The sequence below is a fragment of the Cupriavidus sp. WS genome (assembly GCF_000395345.1).
GTDB lineage: Bacteria > Pseudomonadota > Gammaproteobacteria > Burkholderiales > Burkholderiaceae > Cupriavidus > Cupriavidus basilensis_B.
Genome location: NZ_AQPL01000201.1, coordinates 1 through 18,366 on the forward strand (window position 1 = coordinate 1; position 18,366 = coordinate 18,366).

Consider the following 18,366-nt stretch of genomic DNA (forward strand, 5'->3'; position numbering starts at 1 on the left):
CCCGCCTCCCGCCCGCCTCCCGCTCGCCGCCGGGCCGGCGCCGGCGCAACTGGCATCGCCGCCCTCGCCCGCTTGTACTAGGCTTGGCATGTCGGGCGGCATCGAGGCGACGCCGGGGCGGACACGCCGGCCTCCGCCGCCTGCACCGGGTGCGCGCGGGCAGACATCGGCGCCAAGGGGGATTGCCGCAGTGCGGCATCGCGTGCAAACTGCCCCACGCACCTGCAGCACCCGCATCCATCCGCGCCGCGCATGCCGCGGCGCTCCCGGGAGGCCATACCGTCATGAGCGCAGAGCATTCCACCGGCAGCATCGGGACGAACCATCCGCAGGTCATGCCGCCGCCCGGCCAGGCCCTCGAGCCGGACCCGGCGGCGGCGGCGTTTTCCCCGATGGAGTCGCGCCGCCACCAGATGTTTCCCCGGCTCACGGACGCGGAGATCGCGCGGCTGCATCAGTTCGGCACGGTACGGCAGTGGCGCGCCGGCGAATTCCTGTTCCGCATCGGCGAGTCCGCGCATGGCATGACGGTGCTGCTCAAGGGCCGCGTGCGCATCCAGCAGCGCGACGCGCTGGACCGCGCCAGCCTGGTCGGCGAGCATGGCCCCGGCTACTTCCTGGCCGAAGTGGGCCAGTTGTCGGGCAAGCCGGCCATCGTCGACGGCGAGGCGATCGAGGACGTCGAGGCCATCGCGATCCCGCCCGAGCGGCTGCGCGCGCTGCTGGTGGCCGAGGCCGAGCTGGGCGAGCGCATCATGCGCGCGCTGATCCTGCGCCGCGTGGGCCTGATCGAGCGCGGCAAGGGCCCCACGCTGCTGGGCCGCAGCAGCGAGCCCAAGCTGCTGCACCTGCAGGCCTTCCTGCGCCGCAACGGCTATCCGCACACCGTGGTCGACGCCGACACCGATCCCGATGCCGGCGCCCTGCTCGAATTCAGCGGCGCCTCGCCCGGCGATTTCCCGCTCGTGATCTGCCCCGGCGGCGCCGTGCTGCGCGCGCCCGACCCGGGCCAGCTTGCCACCTGCCTCGGGCTGGTGCCGGAGTTCGACCCGGACCATGTCTACGACGTGGTGGTGGTCGGCGCCGGGCCCGCCGGCCTGGCCACCGCGGTGTACGCCGCCTCGGAAGGCCTCTCGGTGGCGGTGTTCGATTCGCTCTCGCCCGGCGGGCAGGCCGGCGCCAGTTCGCGCATCGAGAACTATCTCGGCTTTCCCACCGGCATCTCGGGCCAGGCGCTGGCCGGACGCGCGTTCGTGCAGGCGCAGAAGTTCGGCGCGCACCTCGCCATCCCGCTGCAGGTGGCGGCGCTGCATTGCGGGGAACACCCGCAGCGCATCGAACTGGACGACGGCCGCCAGATCCCCGCGCGCACGGTGGTGATCGCCAGCGGCGCGGCCTACCGCCATCCGTCCATCGCCGCGCTCGAGCGCTTCGAAGGCCGCGGCGTCTACTACTGGGCCTCGCCGGTGGAGGCGCGCCTGTGCAATAGCGAGGAGGTGATGCTGGTCGGCGGCGGCAATTCCGCCGGGCAGGCCGCGGTGTTCCTGGCCGCGCACGCCAGCCGCGTGCACATCCTGGTGCGCGGGCCGGGCCTGGAGGCCAGCATGTCGCGCTACCTGATCGAGCGCATCGCGGCCCAGCCCAACATCGAACTGCACACGGGCGCGGAAATCACCACGCTGGCCGGCGACGAGCGCCTGGCCGGCATCGGCTTCCGCTCGCGCGACACGGACCAGGTCACGCACCTGCCGATCCGCCACCTGTTCCTGTTCATCGGCGCCGATCCCAACACCGCATGGCTGCGCACCTGCAACGTGCGCGTGGACGAGAAGGGATTCGTGCTGACCGGCGCCGACACGCCGCACGAAGGGCCGGGGCCGGCCTCGGCGCTGGAGACCAGCGTGCCGGGCGTGTTCGCGATCGGCGACGTGCGCTCCAACTCCACCAAGCGCGTGGCCGCGGCGGTGGGCGAAGGCGCGGCCGTGGTGGCGCAGATCCATGCCTACCTGGCCAGGCTGGCGCGGCCGGAGGCGGGCACGCTGGCGATGTAGGCGCCGATGCGGGGATCACAATGCGGGGATCGATACGGGGCCGATATGAAGTCGATGCGGGGCCAATGCGAGGCCAATGCGGAGGCCGATGCGGGGGCCGGCAGCCCGCCCGATTCGTCCGGACATGGGCCCGGGTAGCCGGCCAATAAATCTACTCCTGCCGCATGGCGCCCGCAATCGACCTTGTGGACGGCATGCGACAAAACCTGAAATGCGTGTTTCTTGACTATATTGGAAGCAATGGCAGGCGCTTCAATTCGAGGCCGTTTTTTGGGAGGTATGCCATGCGTTCGCTTGCAGACATGTTTAGTCCGCCCACCCCGGAGAAAATCGCAGCAAGAGAATTGCAGCAAATGCGCCTGACGTTGTTCCAGGCCGAGCGTCGCCTGCTCGAAGCACAGATGCAGGTCGACTACTACCGCGACCTGGTCGCCTTCCTCGAAGATGTGTCCGCCACCGGCGTCGAGAACGTGGTGGACAAGCGGCGCGCCCCCGGCAGCGCCGAGCCCTCGCTGGCCCCGCGCAGCGCGCCGGGCCTCGTCACCATACCAGCGGTTCCTTCGGCAGCCTGACACGCGCGGCATGCCGGCGCCCCGGCGCCGGCATGCGCGGTGCCGCGTCCGCACCGGCGCGCGCCACGCCTGGCGCGCCGCCGCCGTGCGTTGTCGCGCATTGTCGTGCGCGGTGCCGTCATGGCGCGCGCGGCGCGCCGGCGCGTGCCGCCGCCATGCGATACTGGCCGCCTTGCGCGGCGGGGCCGCGCCATCGCCGCCGCGCGGCGCCAACCGGAATCCCGACATGAGCGAGCTGCTGCCATCCATTGAAATCGAAAGCGCGCCGTCGCCCACGTGGTCCGTGATCTGGCTGCACGGGCTGGGCGCCGACGGCGGCGATTTCGCGCCGGTGGTACCCGACCTCGGACTCGGCCCCGCCCCCGCGGTGCGCTTCGTCTTTCCACACGCGCCGGCCATCCCCGTGACCTGCAACGGCGGCTACGTCATGCCCGCGTGGTATGACATCGCCTCGCTCGACGACGCGCGCAGCCACTGCGACGAGGCCGGCATCCGCGCCTCGCGCGAGGCCGTCCGCGCGCTGATCGCGCGCGAGAACCAGCGCGGCGTGCCCAGCCATCGCGTGGTGCTGGCGGGCTTCTCGCAGGGCGGCGCCATCGCCTACACCGCGGGCCTCACGCATCCCGAGGCGCTCGGCGGCATCATCGCGCTGTCCACCTACATCCCGTCGCCGGCGCTGCTGGCCGCGGAGTTCAGCGAGGCCAACCGCGCCACGCCCGTGTTCGCCGCGCATGGCGTCGAGGACGACGTGGTGCCGGTGCCGCTCGGCATGCTCGCGCGCGACACCGTACGGCAGCACGGCTGCCCGGTCGAATGGCACGCCTATCCCATGCCGCATACGGTCTGCATGGAAGAGATCGCGGCGATCGGCGCCTGGCTGAACGCGCGCTTCGCCGCGGCCGCGGCCTGACCCGGAGCCGCGCCGGCCGCGTCGTGGTAGTCTCGCGGCCATTGCCTTTCTTGCCCACCCGATGAAAACCACGCCACCCGGCACCGACGCCCCCGCCACCCCCCAGCCCCGCATCGACTTCGATACGCGCAAGGCGCTGCTGTTCGCGCTGACCGCGGAGCGCCTGTCGGCCTATTACGAACACGGCCAGTGGATGACCGATGGCCAGGGCGCGACCCTGGCCGGGCTCTGGCTGTCACGCTCGAAACTGCAGCTCGCGCTGGCCGAGCGCCGGCTGCTGTCGCAGCTCAGCGACGACTTCGCGCGGCAACTGGCGGGGACGCTGTCGCGCGAGGCGGGGTTGTATGTGTCTCACGACATGATGGAAGCGCTTGACCCCAATTATCAGTCTGCGGTCGCGCACGATATGTTGGATGAGTGTGCGAGGTTGTTGCGGGAGAATGGGGTTACGGAGTGATTCAAGTGTGCTGGCGGCTTGGGCCTGATTGGCTGTTTGGAGGCATCAAGTCTGCTGGCCGCCGTGGGCCTGGCGGCTTGGGCTTGGTAGCCCGTTCGCACACATGTAAGTGTCACTTTTCTTTTCTCGAAAAGAAAAGTAACCAAAAGAAAGCGATTCTTGCAGAAGGCTGGGCGCTCAGACTTCAGGTCTGATGGTGGTTTCGTGGTGGGCGCGTTGGCTTCGATACGACTGCTGACGCTACCGGCACAGGCCGCGGCGCCATCCCGGATGCGGTCGTTTCACATTCCGGCTCCATGATGGCCGAGGCCCGCTCCGTTCGGGCTTCTGCCGTTACCGACTCAAGCGGTCACGACATAGCGCTCTCGTGTTTTCGTGGTGGGCGCGGTGGACCCGGCGCGGGTGTGTTGGGTTTCGGTCAGCGTTGAGCGTTCTCGTGCCAGGCGCATCTCAAGCCGTGCCGGGTGCATCCCAAGCCGGGGCCACCGCACCCACCACGAAACCAGCGCCGTTTCTATGACGCACCCATCCGCCCCGGTCGCGGCAGCGGCCAGAACCACCTGGGCCATCGCCATCATGCAGTGCCACCACGAATCGCACGCCACCCGCAACGCCGCAGGCGAGCAAGCCGGTAGCGTCAGCAGCCATATCGAAGCCACGAACCGCACCACGAAACTGGCAACGCCTTGAAGGCTGAGCGCCCAGCCCCCTGCAAGGGTCGCTTTCTTTTGGTTACTTTTCTTTTCGAGAAAAGAAAAGTGACACTTACATGTGTGCGAACGGGCTACCAAGCTCAAGCCGCCAGGCCCGCAGCGACCAGCAGACTTGATGCCTCCAAACAGCCAGTCAAGCCCAAGCCGCCAAGGCCCACGGCGACAGGCGCACTTGACTTCCCCAAACAACCATTCCTCATCTCCCCGCCACCCCCACCGCCGGCCGCCCCTTATCGAACTGCGCCACATCGAGCCGCCGAAACACCAGCGCCGACAGCAGCGTAATCGTCCCCACGCTGAAAAAGGCCAGCCGGTACGCAGTCCCGCCCTCCCCCAACTGCCCCGTGAACAGGCTCACCAGACCGCCGCCGATGGTCACGCCCAGCCCGATGGCCAGCATCTGCACCATCGAGAACAGGCTGTTGCCGCTGCCCGCGTCTTCCACGCTCAGCCCCTTGAGCGTGACGCTGTTCATGGCGGCGAACTGCATGGAGTTGGTGGCGCCGAACAGGGCCAGTTGCGCGATCGACAGCGCCAGCGGCCAGCCCGGCGAGATCGCCGCGAACGAGGCGATCGAGCCGCCGACCAGGACGGTGTTGACCAGCAGGAAGTTGTCGTAACCGAAGCGCTTGACCAGCGGCACGATGCCGCGCTTGGCCACCACGCCGGCCAGCGCGGCCGGCAGCAGCATCAGCCCCGAATGCAGCGGCGTGTAGCCGAGTTGCAGTTGCAGCAGCAGCGGCATCAGGAACGGCACCGCGCCCGAGCCGATGCGGCACACAAGGTTGCCGGCCAGCCCGACGCTGAAATTGGGCTCGCGGAACAGCGACAGCCGGAACAGCGGATTGGCCCGGCGCCGCGCGTAGGGGATGTAGAGCAGCGCCGACAGCAGGCTGAGCGCGAACAGGCTGCCGCTCCAGGCCGCGTGGCTGGCCTCGCGCGGGGTGTCCAGCGCCAGCGAGAAGGCCACCATGCACAGCGACAGCAGCCCGCAGCCGATGAAGTCGAACGCGGGCGGGCGCGCCAGCGCGTTGTCGGGCAGGTAGCGCAGCACGGCCAGCAGGCCGATCGCGCCGACCGGCACGTTGATCAGGAAGATCCAGTGCCAGGCCACCGTCTGCACGATCCAGCCGCCCAGCACCGGGCCGAAGATCGGCCCCACCTGCCCCGCCACCGAGACGAAGGCGAGTGCCGCGATGTACTGCTCGCCGGTGACGCTGCGCAGCACCGCCAGGCGCCCGATCGGCAGCAGCATGGAACCGCCGATGCCCTGCACCACGCGCGCCACCACGAGCTGGTCCAGGCTCTGCGCGGTGGCGCAGAACAGCGAGCCGAGCACGAAGATCAGGATGGCCGTGAAGTACACGCGGCGCGTGCCGAAGCGGTCGGCGAGCCAGCCGGAGGCCGGCGTGAGCATGGCCATCGTGAGCGTGTAGGCCACCACCACCGGCTTCATGTCGAGCGGCGTCTCGCCGAGGCTGTGCGCCATCGCGGGCAAGGCCGTGTTGACGATGGTGGTGTCGAGCGTCTGCATGAAAAAGCCGGCGGCGACGATCCACAGCATGGCCGTGTGCGATTTCTGCGAGGATTGACTGTGCATTCTGGTACATCTCTTGAAGAACCGGCGGGGGCCGGCGTGGCATCCGGGCAGGACAGCGCCCGGCGGCACGCGGAAAAGGCGCGCGCAGGAAAACGCCACGAATGTGTCGATGTTAATGACTGGCGGCCCAATCGGGAACCCCGCTGGACATATTGACTGTCATCGGCCAATCCGATGACAATGCCGCATGCTCAATCCTGTCTGGGTCAAGACCTTCGCCACCGTCGCGGCCGCGCACAGCTTTACCGACGCCGGGCGCCAGCTCGGCCTGTCGCAATCCAGCGTCAGCGACCACATCCGGCGCCTCGAACAGCACGTGGGGCGCCGCCTGTTCGTGCGCGACACCCACACCCTGGCCATGACCGCCGACGGCGAGGCGCTGCTGGCGCACGCCCGCCTGATCCTGGAGGCCATCGCGCGCGCCGAGTCGCAGTTCAACGCGCCGCGCCTGCAGGGCCGCGTGCGGCTGGGCACCTCCGAGGATCTCGTGCTCGGCACCATGCCCAATGTGCTGGCGGCGTTCCGCAACTCGCACCCGGACGTGGAGCTGGAGATCACCATCGGCATGACCGGCAAGCTCTACGAGCTGATGGACGCCGGCGCGCTGGACCTGATGATCGGCAAGCGCCGCGAAGGCGACCGCCGCGGCACGCCGCTGTTCCGCGGCAAGCTGGAGTGGCTGGGGCGGCCCGGCACGGTGGCCGACCTGCGCCAGCCGCTGCCGCTGATCCTGGTGACGGAGCCCAGCGTCACGCGCGCCATCGTGCTCGACACGCTGGCCAAGGCCGGCACGCGCTGGCAGATCGTCTGCACCAGCAGCAGCCACTCGGGCTGCATCGCCGCGGCGCGCGGCGGGCTGGGCATCACGGTGCGCGCGCAATACCTGTCCGGGCGCGGCCTCGCGCCGCTGGTCAACAGCGACGCGCTGCCGGCGCTGCCCGAGGTGGAATTCATCTCGCTGCGCGCGGGCCGCCTGAGCCGCCCGGCCGAGACGCTGCTGCAACTGCTGCAGAAAAGCGACCTGCGCGGGTCCTCGCTCGACGAGTAGCGCCTCGGTCCCGCCATGCGGACCCGCGATCATGAATGAAATGCGCGGCGCGCGCTTTATCCGGCAACCCGGCCGTGCGACATTGCATGCCGGCACTGCGGCGGGCTCGCGCGCAGGCTTCAACCAAGTTGGGGTTCATTGAAATGGAAGGCTTGCAGACACAGGGTATCCGTATCCCGCGCCTCGGTTTCGGCACGTTCCGCATGCCCGGCGGCGATTGCCAGCCGGTCGTGGAGAGCGCGCTGGCGCTCGGCTACCGCCACGTCGACACGGCCGAGATGTACCAGAACGAAGCGGCCGTCGGCGCCGCCATCGCCGCGTCCGGCGTGGCGCGGCAGGACCTGCACCTGACCACCAAGGTGTGGCACGAGAACCTGCGGCCCGATGCCATCCGGCACGCGCTCGACGCCAGCCTCGGCAAGCTCGGCGTCGACTACGTCGACCTGTACATGGTGCACTGGCCGTCGCGCGACATGGACCTCGGCGCCGTGCTCGGCACCATGCAGCGCTTCCTCGAGGCCGGCACGGTGCGCGCCATCGGCGTGTGCAACTTCAACCTGGCCATGCTGCGCAGCGCGATCGAGGACATCGGCGCGCCGATCGCCTGCCACCAGGTGGAGTACCACCCGTTCCTCGACCAGTCGCGCATGCTCGCCTACCTGCGCGGCAAGGGCATCCCGCTGGTTGCCTACGCGCCGCTCGCGCAGGGCCGCGCCGCCGCCGACCCGGTGCTGCAGGGCATCGGCGCGCGGCATGGCGCGAGCGCCGCGCAGGTGGCGCTGGCGTGGCTGCTGGAGCAGGACGGCGTGGCGGCGATTCCCAAGGCGCAGCGCCGGGAAAGCCAGCAGGCGAACCTCGACGCGCTCAGGCTGCGGCTCGACGACGAAGACCGGCGCGCCATCGCGGCGCTGCCGAAGAACCTGCGCTACGTCACGCCGCCGTTCGCGCCCGACTGGGACGCATGACGCCGGCGCCGGGCCCGCGCGCGCCGGCGGCCGCATGTGCCCGGCCCGGCGCCGCGCAAAAGCGCCAAGAGGGGGCCAAGAGGGGCCAAAGAGGCCAAAGGGGACGCCCTGCCGCTTTTTCGGTCTTTTGCCCCGGCCCGGCGCGCTGCCCATTGCGCCGTGCGCGCGGCGATAGCACACTGGCATCTTCCGGGCGGCCTTCCGCCCGCCCGCAACGCTTCGCCAAGGACACTGCACACCCATGACGCAAAGCGCGGCACGGACGCCTTCCCCCGCGGCCCCGGCCCTGATCGTCGAGCGGCTCGACACCACCCACGCCACCATCGCGCGCATGCGCTGCGACGCGCCCGGCGGGCTGCCGCCGGCGCCCGCCATTCCCTCGCAGGATGCGTTTTCCGCCATCGTCCAGCTGCGCCCGTTCGCCGCCCATACGCTGTGGCGCGACGGCCGGCAGGTGTTCGCCGGCGGCCACGGCGAGGGCGCGCTGGCCATCACCAGCCTGCAGCAGAGCTGGCGCTGCCATCATCGCGCGTCGTTCGACAACGTGCGGCTGCAGGTCAGTTGCGACGAACTGCAGGCCTTCGCGCGCGAGCACGGCGCGCGCGCGCCGATTTCCCTGCGCAACCCCGAGGGCGAGGCCGACGGCGTGATGCTCTCGCTCGCGCGCGCGCTGCTGCCCTCGCTGGAGGCGCCGGAACAGGCCTCGCGGCTGTTCCTCGACCAGTTGGCCACGACCATGATGGCGCACCTCGTCGCGCACTACGGCAGCGCCTCGGTGCACATGCTGAAGACGGCCACGCTGTCGCGCCGGCAGGAAGCGCTGGCGAAGGAATACCTGGTCGCGCACGCGGGCGAGGACGTCTCGATCGAGATGGTGGCCGCGCACTGCAACCTGTCGCGCAGCTATTTCATCAAGGCCTTCAAGCAGAATACCGGGGTCACGCCCTACCGCTGGCTGCTGGAGCACCGCATCGAGCAATCCAAGGCATCGCTGCGCCAGGGCATGCCGATATCCGAAATCGCCGCGCTGCATGGCTTTTCCGACCAGAGCCATTTCACGCGCATTTTCAGCGCGGTGGTCGGCATTCCGCCGGCAAAATGGCGGAATCGCAACGACCTATAAACGCCACGCCACCGGCAAGTTCCCCCGGCACCGGCACCGACATAATCCCGAAATAATCACCGGAATAATCGCGGCCACGATGTGACCCGGCCGCGCGCGGGCCATGCCGGCGCGCGTGCCCGAACCGGCGCAGAAACCCGCACCCGCGCCCGCGCCCAAGCCCGCGCCGGCCATCGCCGCGCCCGCCTCCCGGCGCGCGGCCGGCCTTGTCTGGCCTTGTCCGGCCTGGCCCGGTTTCCCGCGCCCTCCGCTGCGCCGCACCACGCGACCACACTTTTCGCTAACTTTGCTGCCTTTCGTACAAGACACGGCGCAGGCGATCCCATAATCTCCGTACCCATATATCGCCCCGCCGCCGGCATATGTGCATGCGGCATTGCCACGGTCCCGCCACGCGGGCCGCTGGGGGCAGTCGAATATTTTCATCACCGCTTCCTGATTCCTTTTTTGTAAAGCGCAAGCGCTTGCACTAGATTCGTTGATACCAGATTCGCCACCGCCCCGTGGAGAATGACGTGCCTCACGCCATGCATGGCACGCCAATGCTGCAAGCCGATGTCGATCGCCGATGCCGGCTTCCCGACGTCGTCCTTGTCTCTTGCGAACCCGCCCCAGCAATGGTGCGCAACCGGAAATCGCCATGACCAATCCGAAGCTCGAAGTCCTGACCCCCCAGAACAGCCAGCTGATCATCATCGACCATCAGCCGCAGATGGCCTTCGGGGTGCAGTCCATGGACCGCCAGGCCCTGAAGAACAACGTGGTGGGCCTGGCCAAGGCCGCCAGGATCTTCAACATCCCCACCACCATCACCACCGTCGAGTCCTCCTCGTTCTCCGGCTACACCTACCCGGAGATCCTCGACGTCTTCCCCGGCCACAAGCTGCTCGAACGCACCTCGATGAACTCCTGGGACGACCAGAAGGTGCGCGACTCGCTCAAGGCCGCCGGCCGCAAGAAGGTGGTGGTTGCCGGCCTGTGGACCGAGGTCTGCAACAACACCTTCGCGCTGTGCGCGATGGCCGAAGGCGACTATGAGATCTACATGGTGGCCGACGCCTCGGGCGGCACCTCCAAGGAGGCCCACGACTACGCCATGCAGCGCATGGTCCAGGCCGGCGTGGTGCCGATGACGTGGCAGCAGGTGCTGCTCGAATGGCAGCGCGACTGGGCGCACCGCGATACGTACGATGCCGTGATGGCCCTGGTGAAGGAGCACTCCGGCGCCTACGGCATGGGTGTCGACTACGCCTACACGATGGTGCACAAGGCGGCGCAGCGCGCGGCCGGCGCGCACGAAGTGCTGGCGCCGGTGCCGGCCAGGTAACACGCAGCGCGGGCAGGCGCCGGGCCGCGTCCCGGCGCCCTGTCCTTTCCGCCCGCCGGGGCGGCCGCGGATTCGCCGCCGGTCCGCAGCCATCGCCCCCGGCTGACGCCCCCTATTCGCAGGAGCCTCCCATGAACGCACCGGCCACTCCCGAACTGATCCTCGTCAACGGCAAGTTCGCCACGCTCGACCGCGCCAACCCGCAGGCCGAGGCCGTCGCCATCCGCGACGGCAAGTTCGCCGCGGTCGGCGGCAGGCACGAGATCATGCAGCTTGCCGGCCCCGCCACCAAGGTGATCGACCTGCAAGGCCGCCGCGCCATCCCCGGGCTGATCGACAGCCACATGCACATCATCCGCGGCGGCCTGAACTACAACATGGAACTGCGCTGGGACGGCGTGCGCTCGCTGGCCGACGCCATGCGCATGCTCAAGGAGCAGGTCGCGCGCACGCCCGCGCCGCAATGGGTGCGCGTGGTGGGCGGCTTCACCGAGCACCAGTTCGCCGAAAAGCGCCTGCCCACCATCGAGGAACTGAACGCCGCGGCGCCCGACACGCCGGTGTTCATCCTGCACCTGTACGACCGCGCCATCCTCAACGCCGCCGCGCTGCGCACGGTCGGCTACACCAAGGACACGCCCAACCCGCCGGGCGGCGAGATCGTGCACGACAGCGCCGGCAACCCGACCGGCCTGCTGCTGGCCAAGCCCAACGCCACCATCCTCTACGCCACGCTGGCCAAGGGCCCGAAGCTGCCGCCCGAGTACCAGAAGAACTCCACGCGGCATTTCATGCGCGAGGTCAACCGGCTCGGCGTGACCGGCGTGATCGACGCCGGCGGCGGCTACCAGAACTACCCCGAGGACTACGGCATCATCGAGGAGCTGCACAAGGAAGGCGACCTGACCGTGCGCCTGGCCTACAACCTCTTCACGCAGAAGCCCAAGGACGAACTCAACGACTTCAAGAACTGGGCCGGCAAGGTCAAGCCCGGCCAGGGCGACGACCTGTACCGCCACAACGGCGCCGGCGAGATGCTGGTCTACAGCGCGGCCGACTTCGAGGACTTCCGCGTCGAGCGGCCCGACATGCCGCCCTCGATGGAAGGCGACCTCGAGCCCGTGATCCGCCTGCTGGCCGAGAACCGCTGGCCGTGGCGGCTGCATGCCACCTACGACGAGACCATCTCGCGCGCGCTCGACGTCTACGAAAAGGTGGCCAGGGACGTGCCGTTCGACGGCCTGCACTGGTTCTTCGACCACGCCGAGACCATCACCGACCGCAACATCGACCGCATCGCCGCGCTCGGCGGCGGCATCGCCGTGCAGCACCGCATGGCCTACCAGGGCGAATACTTCGTGGCGCGCTACGGCGCGCGCGCGGCCGAGGCCACGCCGCCGGTCAAGCGCATGCTCGAGCGCGGCGTCAAGGTCGGCGCGGGCACCGATGCCACGCGCGTGGCCTCGTACAACCCGTGGGTGTCGCTGTACTGGCTGACCACCGGCAAGACCGTGGGCGGGCTGTCGATGTACCCGCAGGCCAACCTGCTGGACCGCGAGACCGCGCTGCGGCTGTGGACCGAGGCCAACACCTGGTTCTCCTCCGAAGAAGGCAAGAAAGGCGAGATCAAGGCCGGCCAGCTGGCCGACCTGGTGGTGCTGTCGGCCGACTACTTCAGCGTGCCCGGCGACGAGATCCAGGACATCACTTCGGTGCTCACGCTGCTGGGCGGCAAGCCGGTCTACGGCGACGGCGACTTCGGCAAGCTCGCCCCGCCGCTGCCGCCGGCCATGCCGGACTGGTCGCCGGCGCGCCACCACGGCGGCTACCAGCCGCGCCCGCAGGCGGCGGCGCTGCGCAGCGCGTGCGCCTGCGCCAGCGCCTGCGGCGTGCACGGCCACGCGCATGCGCGGGCCTGGGCGTCGAACGTGCCGGCCGCGGACGAGAGCACCTTCTGGGGCTCGCTCGGCTGCTCGTGCTGGGCGTTCTGATGCGCGCCCGGACGCCGCGCCCAGGACACCGGAGCCAACCATGAGCAAGACCACTGCCGCCGCCGGGCCCGCCCAGGCCGGCGCGCGGGCGCGCCTCGCGCCGGCCTGGGTGCGCTGGCTCGCGCTGCTGGCGCTGTGCGCGGCCTACCTGCAGGGCGGGCTGGCCAAGCTCGCCGACTTCGGCGGCGCCATCGCCGAGATGCAGCACTTCGGCCTGGCGCCGGCGGCGCCGCTGGCGGCGGCCACCATCGCGCTGGAGCTGGGCGCCTCGCTGCTGATCCTCACCGGCTGGCTGCGCTGGCTGGGCGCGCTCGCGCTGGCCGGCTTCACGCTGATGGCCAGCTTCCTGGCGAACCGCTTCTGGGCCGCGCCGCCCGCCGAGCAGTTCATGATGGCCAATGCCTTCTTCGAGCATGTCGGGCTGGCCGGCGGCTTCCTGCTGGTGGCGTGGGAAGACATCCGGCGCGGCAGGCCGGCGCAGCGCTAGGCCCGATGCCCTCCTCTCAATCCCTTTCCCGGAGCCCCCGATGAAGCTCTATCTCGTCTCTCTCGCCGCCGGCATTCTGGTCGGCATCATCTACGCGCTGCTGCAGGTCCGCTCGCCGGCGCCGCCGGTGGTGGCCCTGATCGGCCTGCTGGGCATGCTGATCGGCGAACAGGTGGTGCCGCCCATCAAGCGCATGATCGCCGGCGAGCCGGTCACGGCGGCGTGGTTCAGTTCCGAGTGCGTGCCCAAGATCACCGGCACGCCGCCCAGGACGCCTGCCACGACGCCGACCGCGACGCCCGCCGGCATGCTGGCCGAGAACCAGCCCGCGACGCCGCCCGGCGAGGACGCCGCCGAGCCGCGCTGACGCGCCCGCCCCGGGCCGCTGCCCGGGCCGCGCCACCCGTGTTTCCTCACCCGTCGATTCAGATTCAACAAGAAGAGGTTTTCATGCGTTCGATCCGAACCTTCCTGACAGCCGCCGCGCTGGTCGTGGCCAGCGTGGCCGGTCCCGCCGCCAGCGTGGCGCACGCCCGGACCCAGGCCCCGGCAGCGGCCGTCTCGGTCGGGCCCCAGTACGACACCACCCACGTGTACGTCGCCCCGGCCGATTTCAGCCGCTTCGTCGACAGCCTCGTCGCCACCTTCGGCGGCACGACCTCGAAGGAGGGCGAGTTCACGGTCACGCCCACGCCCAGCCTGACCATGTCGCAGCTGGTGCTGACGCCGGCCGGCACCTTGTCCGTGTTCGGCTTCAAGACGCCCGTCCCGTACCCGTTCGGCGCGGAGCGCACCGGCTACCTCGTGACCGACATGGACAAGGCCATCGCCGCGGCGCGCGCCGCGGGGGCCGACGTCATCGTCTCGGCGTTCCCCGACCCGATCGGCCGCGACGCCATCGTGCAATGGCCGGGCGGCGTCAACATGCAGCTCTACTGGCACGCCACGGCGCCGGACTACCCGAAGCTCGCGACCATTCCCGAGAACCGCGTCTACCTGTCCGCCGACCGCGCCGACGCCTTCATCCGCGGCTTCGTGCGCTTCTCGCACGGCAAGGTGGTGTCGGACAGCGCGCGCGCGCCCGGCGTCGAGATCGGCCGCCCGAACGATACCTACCGCCGCGTGCGCATCGAATCCGGCTTCGGCAAGATCACCGTGCTGGTGACGGACGGCCACCTGCCCTATCCGTATGGGCACGAGCTGACCGGCTACGAGGTCCCCAGCCTTGCCGACACCCTGGCCAAGGCGGCCGCGGCCGGCGTGTCGGTGCTGGTGCCGCCCTACGCGGCCGACGGGCGCGACGCGGCCATCGTGCGCTTTCCCGGCGGCTACGTGGCGGAGATCCACGCGGCCAGCGGCCGTTGAACCGGCCCGGCCAACGGGAGGCGCCGGATGAAACATGAAGACACCGTGCTTGCCGTCGTCGCCGGCTTCGTCGACACGCTCGGCTTCGTGGCGCTGTTCGGCCTGTTCACCGCGCACGTCACCGGCAACTTCGTGCTGATCGGCGCGGAGGCCGCGGGGCTGGGGCAAGGCGTGCTGATGAAGCTGCTGGCGTTCCCGGCCTTCATCGCCGGCGTGGCGCTCAGCAGCGCCGTGGTCAGGGCGCGCGGCGGCAAGCCGCCGGCCACCGCGGCGCGGCCGCTGTACGCGCTGCAGGCGGCGCTGCTGGCCGGCTTCCTCGTCGCGGGCCTGTACGCCGCGCCGGTGCGCGACGCGCAGGCACCCGCCGCCATCCTGTGCGGGCTGCTGGGCGCGGTGGCGATGGGCGTGCAGAACGCGCACGCCAGGCTGGTCGGCCGCCCGGGCGTGCCCAACACGGTCATGACCGGCAACGTGACGCAGGCCGTGCTCGACACGCTCGACGCGCTGCTGTCGCATCCCGACGCCGCCGCCCGGCGCATCGCGCGCGAGCGCCTGATGCGCACGCTCGGGCCGCTGGCCGGCTTCGGCATCGGCGCCATCGCCGGGGCCACGACCTACGTGCGCCTGTCGTTCGGCGCGCTGGCGCTGCCGCTGGCGCTGATCGTGTGGCTGGCGTTCAGGTCCGGCGCCGGCGCGCCGGCCACGGAGAGCCGCGATGCCGCCCGCTGACCGCGCCGCCCGCCACCGCCATGCGCGGCGGCTCGCCCGCGCCGCGCTGTGCCTGGCCGCGTGCGCGGCGCTGCCGGAGCGGGCCGGCGCGCAGGAGGCGCCTGCCGCAGCCGCCGCAGCCGCCGCCTGCGCCGAAAAGCGGCCCGCGGCCATGTTCAACCGCTGGCAGGAAGACTGGTCCGTGCTGGCCAGCCCGTGCGTGCCGCGCCAGCCGTTCGACGCGCTGAAATACATCCCGTTCTCCGGCGACCCGGACACCTACCTGTCGCTGGGCGCCAACCTGCGCGAGCGCGTCGAGGTCAACAACTCGCCGGTGTTCGGCCTCGGCGCCGCGCGCGCCAACACCTACCTGCTGCAGCGCGCGGAGATACACGCCGACGCGCGCCTGGGCAAGTACGTGCAGGTGTTCGTCCAGCTGGAGGACGCGCGGCCGTTCGGCAAGGACATGGTGAGCCCGGCCGACAAGAACGTGGCGGACGTCGAGCAGGCCTTCATCGCCGTCGTGCATCCGCTCGGCGAAGGCGTGTTCAAGGCGCGCGTGGGGCGCCAGCAGATGGCGTTCGACTTGCAGCGCTTCGTCTCGGTGCGCGACGGGCCGAACGTGCGGCAGGCGTTCGACGCGCTCTGGGCCGACTGGGAAATCCACCGCTGGCGGCTGATCGCCTACGCCACGCAGCCGGTGCAGTACCGCGACAACCAGTCGTTCGACGACGTGTCCAACCGCGACCTGACCTTCAGCGGCGTGCGCGTGGAGCGGCAGAACGTCGGCCCGGGCGACCTGTCGGCCTATTACTCGCGCTACAACCGCCGCAACGCGCGCTTCCTCGACGGCGGCGGCGACGAGCACCGCAACGTCTTCGACGCGCGCTATTCCGGCAACGCGAACCACATCGACTGGGACGTCGAGGGCATGGTCCAGACCGGGCACGTCGGCAACCGGACGATCAACGCCTGGGCGCTCGGCTCGCTGGGCGGCTACACCTTCGCCACCGTGCCGTGGCAGCCGCGCGCGGGCCTGCAGGTCGACGCCGCCTCGGGCGACCGCCATCCCGGCGACGGCCACATCGGCACCTTCAACCCGCTGTTCCCGAACGGCTACTACTTCACGCTGGCCGGCTACACGGGATATTCGAACCTGATCCACGTCAAGCCCTCGATCACGGTCAAGCCAACCAGCAAGCTGTCGGTGCTCGCCGCGGCCGGCTTCCAGTGGCGCGCCACCACCGGCGACGCGGTCTACGCGCAGGGCAACGCCACCGTGCCCGGCACCGCCGGGCGCGGCTCGCGCTGGACCGGCATGTACCTGCAATTGCGCACCGAGGTCACGCTGGCCGCCAACCTGGTCGGCGCGGTCGAGGCGGTGCACTTTCAGGTCGGCGACTCGATCCGCGAACTGGGCGGGCGCAATGCCGACTACGTCGGCGTGGAGCTGAAGTACGGCTGGTAGCCGGCGGCGCTGCTCGTCAACTGCACGGTCAGCCGCATGATTCGGCCAGCGCCTGGTACGCCGTGGCGAGGTGGTAAGGCGTGGTCGACGGCATCTCCGCGCGCGCCACCGTGCCGTCCGGCGCCAGGCACTCGTGCCAGCCGCCGGCGTGCAAGAAGCGCGCCGGGAACGCGCGCAGCCACGCGCGCAGGTGCGCCAGCGCGGCGGCGTCGCCGCGCACCGCGAGCGCGCGCGCGAACTCGGTCTGCGCCCAGATGCGCTGGGTGGCGTCGCGCGGCGCGCCGTCGAGATGCAGCGCGGCGGCCACGCCCATCGTCTCCAGGTCCACGCCGTGCGCCAGCGCGAAGTCGAACGCGCGCGCCAGCGACTGCGCCAGCGCCGAGCCGCCGAACAGCGCCGGCGCCGACGCCAGCAGCGAGAACCACTCGAACTGGTGGCCGGGCTCCACGCGGTTGTCCGCCGGCGCCACCGCGCCCGCCACACCCGGCGCCAGCGGCAGCTCGGCGATGCAGCCGGTGGCCGGGTCGACGAAGGCACCCAGCACGGCCGTGGCGAGCGCCTGCAGGCGCGTGGCATAGAAGCTGTCGCCGGTCAGCGCGTGGGCCGCCAGGTAGGCTTCGGTGAGATGCATGATGGGGTTCTGCGCCGGCGTGGCGGCGGGGCTGAAATCCTCGGCCAGCGCGGCGTGGTAGAGGCCGTGCGCGGTGGCGAAGCGCGCCTCGATCAACTGCGTGGTGTCCTCCAGCAGCGTGCGCGCCGCGGCGCTGCCGGTGCGCTCGGCATAGGCCGCGCACGCGAACACCACGAAGGCGTGCGTGTAGAGATCCTTGGTGGTGTCGAGCGGCTTGCCCTGCGCGTCGATGCTGTAGACGAAACCGCCGCGCGCGGCGTCGGCGAAATGCCGGCGCAGCGAGTCGAACAACTGCCCGGCATGGGCGGCATCGCCGGCGCCGGGGCCTTGCGAGAACACGTACAACTGGCGCGCGCAGGCCATCGCGCGGTAGCGGCTCGCCGGCAGCGGCTGCCGGTCGGCGCCGCCCAGTGCCTCGCAGGGCAGTTGCATGGCGGCGTTCCAGCCCGGGCCGCGCCACAGGGGAAGGACGGCGGCGTCGTAGTGCGCGCGCAGCGCGGCGACGGACGCGGCGATGGACGCGGCGGCGGACGCGGCATCGTCGGGGGCAAGGCTCGGGGTGGCATTCATGCGGATGGCGGGTCGGTAAGGCGCACCGGCGGCGGCTCGGGGCGGCGCGGATGCTGCTATGGCCGCAAATATACATCAGCGCCGCGCGCGCGCCGCCGCCGGCGCAGCCAGGTGCCGGCGCGCCGGAGTGCCGCGCGCATCCCCTTTCGGTCGCGAACGGCCAGAATCCTTGATCCTGCCGCCAGATCGCCTAACCTTACCGCGTGGCCCCCGGCATCGCGCTGCGCGCCGAGCGGCTACCGAGCCGCAATGCCGCCCCCGCCGCGGCTCCCGGGCCACATATCCTGGTCCGTGCCTGCAAGATCGCCCGGAAAGCACCCGCTTCCCGCCGGCCAGGCACCTTCGGGCCATCCGGCGCCGCCGGATACCGTGCCCACGCT

The 18,366-nt window shown here is 70.6% G+C and carries 17 protein-coding genes; 15 read left to right on the forward strand and 2 right to left on the reverse strand.

Translation table 11 applies throughout. The features are described from left to right. The first annotated feature begins 284 nt into the window (after positions 1-284). The 5 genes from K206_RS0116800 to K206_RS42920 all read left to right on the forward strand — a co-directional run bounded on the left by K206_RS0116800 (position 285) and on the right by K206_RS42920 (position 4,680). Entirely contained in the window at positions 285-2,051 is a 1,767-nt protein-coding gene (locus tag K206_RS0116800; RefSeq protein WP_020203557.1) for an FAD-dependent oxidoreductase, read from the forward strand. 284 nt (positions 2,052-2,335) lie between these two features. Next, a complete protein-coding gene (locus tag K206_RS0116805; RefSeq protein ID WP_029043731.1) occupies positions 2,336-2,623 on the forward strand; it encodes a hypothetical protein in 288 nt (95 codons plus the stop codon). Positions 2,624-2,849: 226 nt separating this feature from the next. Beyond that, positions 2,850-3,533, forward strand: coding sequence for an alpha/beta hydrolase (locus K206_RS0116810; protein WP_020203559.1), 684 nt, complete (start codon positions 2,850-2,852; stop codon positions 3,531-3,533). Positions 3,534-3,594: 61 nt separating this feature from the next. Further along, on the forward strand, positions 3,595-3,990 hold the full coding sequence (locus tag K206_RS0116815; protein ID WP_020203560.1) for a hypothetical protein: 396 nt from the start codon (positions 3,595-3,597) through the stop codon (positions 3,988-3,990). A gap of 516 nt (positions 3,991-4,506) precedes the next feature. Beyond that, on the forward strand, positions 4,507-4,680 hold the full coding sequence (locus K206_RS42920) for a hypothetical protein (protein WP_155888108.1): 174 nt from the start codon (positions 4,507-4,509) through the stop codon (positions 4,678-4,680). Positions 4,681-4,899: 219 nt separating this feature from the next. Here K206_RS42920 and mdtD read toward each other — a convergent pair whose 3' ends face one another. Further along, on the reverse strand, positions 4,900-6,303 hold the full coding sequence (gene mdtD / locus K206_RS0116820) for a multidrug transporter subunit MdtD (protein ID WP_052165894.1): 1,404 nt from the start codon (positions 6,301-6,303) through the stop codon (positions 4,900-4,902). A gap of 187 nt (positions 6,304-6,490) precedes the next feature. Here mdtD and K206_RS0116825 point away from each other — a divergent pair, with 187 nt between their 5' ends. The 10 genes from K206_RS0116825 (at position 6,491) to K206_RS0116870 (ending at position 16,785) form a co-directional block, all read left to right on the forward strand. Further along, on the forward strand, positions 6,491-7,351 hold the full coding sequence (locus tag K206_RS0116825; RefSeq protein ID WP_020203562.1) for a LysR family transcriptional regulator: 861 nt from the start codon (positions 6,491-6,493) through the stop codon (positions 7,349-7,351). Between the two features lie 143 nt (positions 7,352-7,494). After that, positions 7,495-8,316, forward strand: a complete 822-nt coding sequence (locus K206_RS0116830; RefSeq protein ID WP_020203563.1) for an aldo/keto reductase — start codon at positions 7,495-7,497, stop codon at positions 8,314-8,316. 241 nt (positions 8,317-8,557) lie between these two features. Beyond that, positions 8,558-9,439 (forward strand): AraC family transcriptional regulator, encoded by an 882-nt coding sequence (locus K206_RS38505; RefSeq protein ID WP_020203564.1) that lies wholly within the window; start codon positions 8,558-8,560, stop codon positions 9,437-9,439. Between the two features lie 640 nt (positions 9,440-10,079). Beyond that, complete coding sequence (locus tag K206_RS0116840) at positions 10,080-10,766, forward strand: hydrolase (protein WP_020203565.1); 687 nt, start codon at positions 10,080-10,082, stop codon at positions 10,764-10,766. 131 nt (positions 10,767-10,897) lie between these two features. Continuing rightward, positions 10,898-12,757: an amidohydrolase gene (locus K206_RS0116845; RefSeq protein WP_020203566.1), complete on the forward strand. Its 1,860-nt coding sequence runs from the start codon at positions 10,898-10,900 to the stop codon at positions 12,755-12,757. Positions 12,758-12,797: 40 nt separating this feature from the next. Next, entirely contained in the window at positions 12,798-13,244 is a 447-nt protein-coding gene (locus K206_RS0116850; RefSeq protein WP_020203567.1) for a DoxX family protein, read from the forward strand. A gap of 40 nt (positions 13,245-13,284) precedes the next feature. Next, positions 13,285-13,611: a XapX domain-containing protein gene (locus K206_RS0116855; RefSeq protein ID WP_020203568.1), complete on the forward strand. Its 327-nt coding sequence runs from the start codon at positions 13,285-13,287 to the stop codon at positions 13,609-13,611. An 83-nt stretch (positions 13,612-13,694) separates the two neighbouring features. Then, positions 13,695-14,609 (forward strand): hypothetical protein, encoded by a 915-nt coding sequence (locus tag K206_RS0116860; RefSeq protein WP_020203569.1) that lies wholly within the window; start codon positions 13,695-13,697, stop codon positions 14,607-14,609. Between the two features lie 27 nt (positions 14,610-14,636). Continuing rightward, entirely contained in the window at positions 14,637-15,338 is a 702-nt protein-coding gene (locus K206_RS0116865) for a YoaK family protein (protein WP_020203570.1), read from the forward strand. Beyond that, a complete protein-coding gene (locus K206_RS0116870) occupies positions 15,325-16,785 on the forward strand; it encodes an alginate export family protein (protein WP_020203571.1) in 1,461 nt (486 codons plus the stop codon). Before K206_RS0116865 ends, K206_RS0116870 begins: the two co-directional genes overlap by 14 nt. A gap of 28 nt (positions 16,786-16,813) precedes the next feature. On the opposite strand, the gene K206_RS0116875 is transcribed toward K206_RS0116870, so the two are convergent. Further along, the gene (locus K206_RS0116875; RefSeq protein ID WP_020203572.1) at positions 16,814-17,986 is read right to left on the reverse strand and encodes an AGE family epimerase/isomerase; all 1,173 of its coding nucleotides are present in this window, start codon (positions 17,984-17,986) and stop codon (positions 16,814-16,816) included. Between the last annotated feature and the right edge of the window lie 380 nt (positions 17,987-18,366).

Bases quoted from the DNA above. Each gene is read 5' to 3' on its own strand.
- K206_RS0116800 (WP_020203557.1), top strand. From the start codon at position 285: ATGAGCGCAGAGCATTCCACCGGCAGCATCGGGACGAACCATCCGCAG.
- K206_RS0116805 (WP_029043731.1), top strand. From the start codon at position 2,336: ATGCGTTCGCTTGCAGACATGTTTAGTCCGCCCACCCCGGAGAAAATC.
- K206_RS0116810 (WP_020203559.1), top strand. From the start codon at position 2,850: ATGAGCGAGCTGCTGCCATCCATTGAAATCGAAAGCGCGCCGTCGCCC.
- K206_RS0116815 (WP_020203560.1), top strand. From the start codon at position 3,595: ATGAAAACCACGCCACCCGGCACCGACGCCCCCGCCACCCCCCAGCCC.
- K206_RS42920 (WP_155888108.1), top strand. From the start codon at position 4,507: ATGACGCACCCATCCGCCCCGGTCGCGGCAGCGGCCAGAACCACCTGG.
- mdtD (WP_052165894.1), bottom strand. From the start codon at position 6,303: ATGCACAGTCAATCCTCGCAGAAATCGCACACGGCCATGCTGTGGATC.
- K206_RS0116825 (WP_020203562.1), top strand. From the start codon at position 6,491: ATGCTCAATCCTGTCTGGGTCAAGACCTTCGCCACCGTCGCGGCCGCG.
- K206_RS0116830 (WP_020203563.1), top strand. From the start codon at position 7,495: ATGGAAGGCTTGCAGACACAGGGTATCCGTATCCCGCGCCTCGGTTTC.
- K206_RS38505 (WP_020203564.1), top strand. From the start codon at position 8,558: ATGACGCAAAGCGCGGCACGGACGCCTTCCCCCGCGGCCCCGGCCCTG.
- K206_RS0116840 (WP_020203565.1), top strand. From the start codon at position 10,080: ATGACCAATCCGAAGCTCGAAGTCCTGACCCCCCAGAACAGCCAGCTG.
- K206_RS0116845 (WP_020203566.1), top strand. From the start codon at position 10,898: ATGAACGCACCGGCCACTCCCGAACTGATCCTCGTCAACGGCAAGTTC.
- K206_RS0116850 (WP_020203567.1), top strand. From the start codon at position 12,798: ATGAGCAAGACCACTGCCGCCGCCGGGCCCGCCCAGGCCGGCGCGCGG.
- K206_RS0116855 (WP_020203568.1), top strand. From the start codon at position 13,285: ATGAAGCTCTATCTCGTCTCTCTCGCCGCCGGCATTCTGGTCGGCATC.
- K206_RS0116860 (WP_020203569.1), top strand. From the start codon at position 13,695: ATGCGTTCGATCCGAACCTTCCTGACAGCCGCCGCGCTGGTCGTGGCC.
- K206_RS0116865 (WP_020203570.1), top strand. From the start codon at position 14,637: ATGAAACATGAAGACACCGTGCTTGCCGTCGTCGCCGGCTTCGTCGAC.
- K206_RS0116870 (WP_020203571.1), top strand. From the start codon at position 15,325: ATGCCGCCCGCTGACCGCGCCGCCCGCCACCGCCATGCGCGGCGGCTC.
- K206_RS0116875 (WP_020203572.1), bottom strand. From the start codon at position 17,986: ATGAATGCCACCCCGAGCCTTGCCCCCGACGATGCCGCGTCCGCCGCC.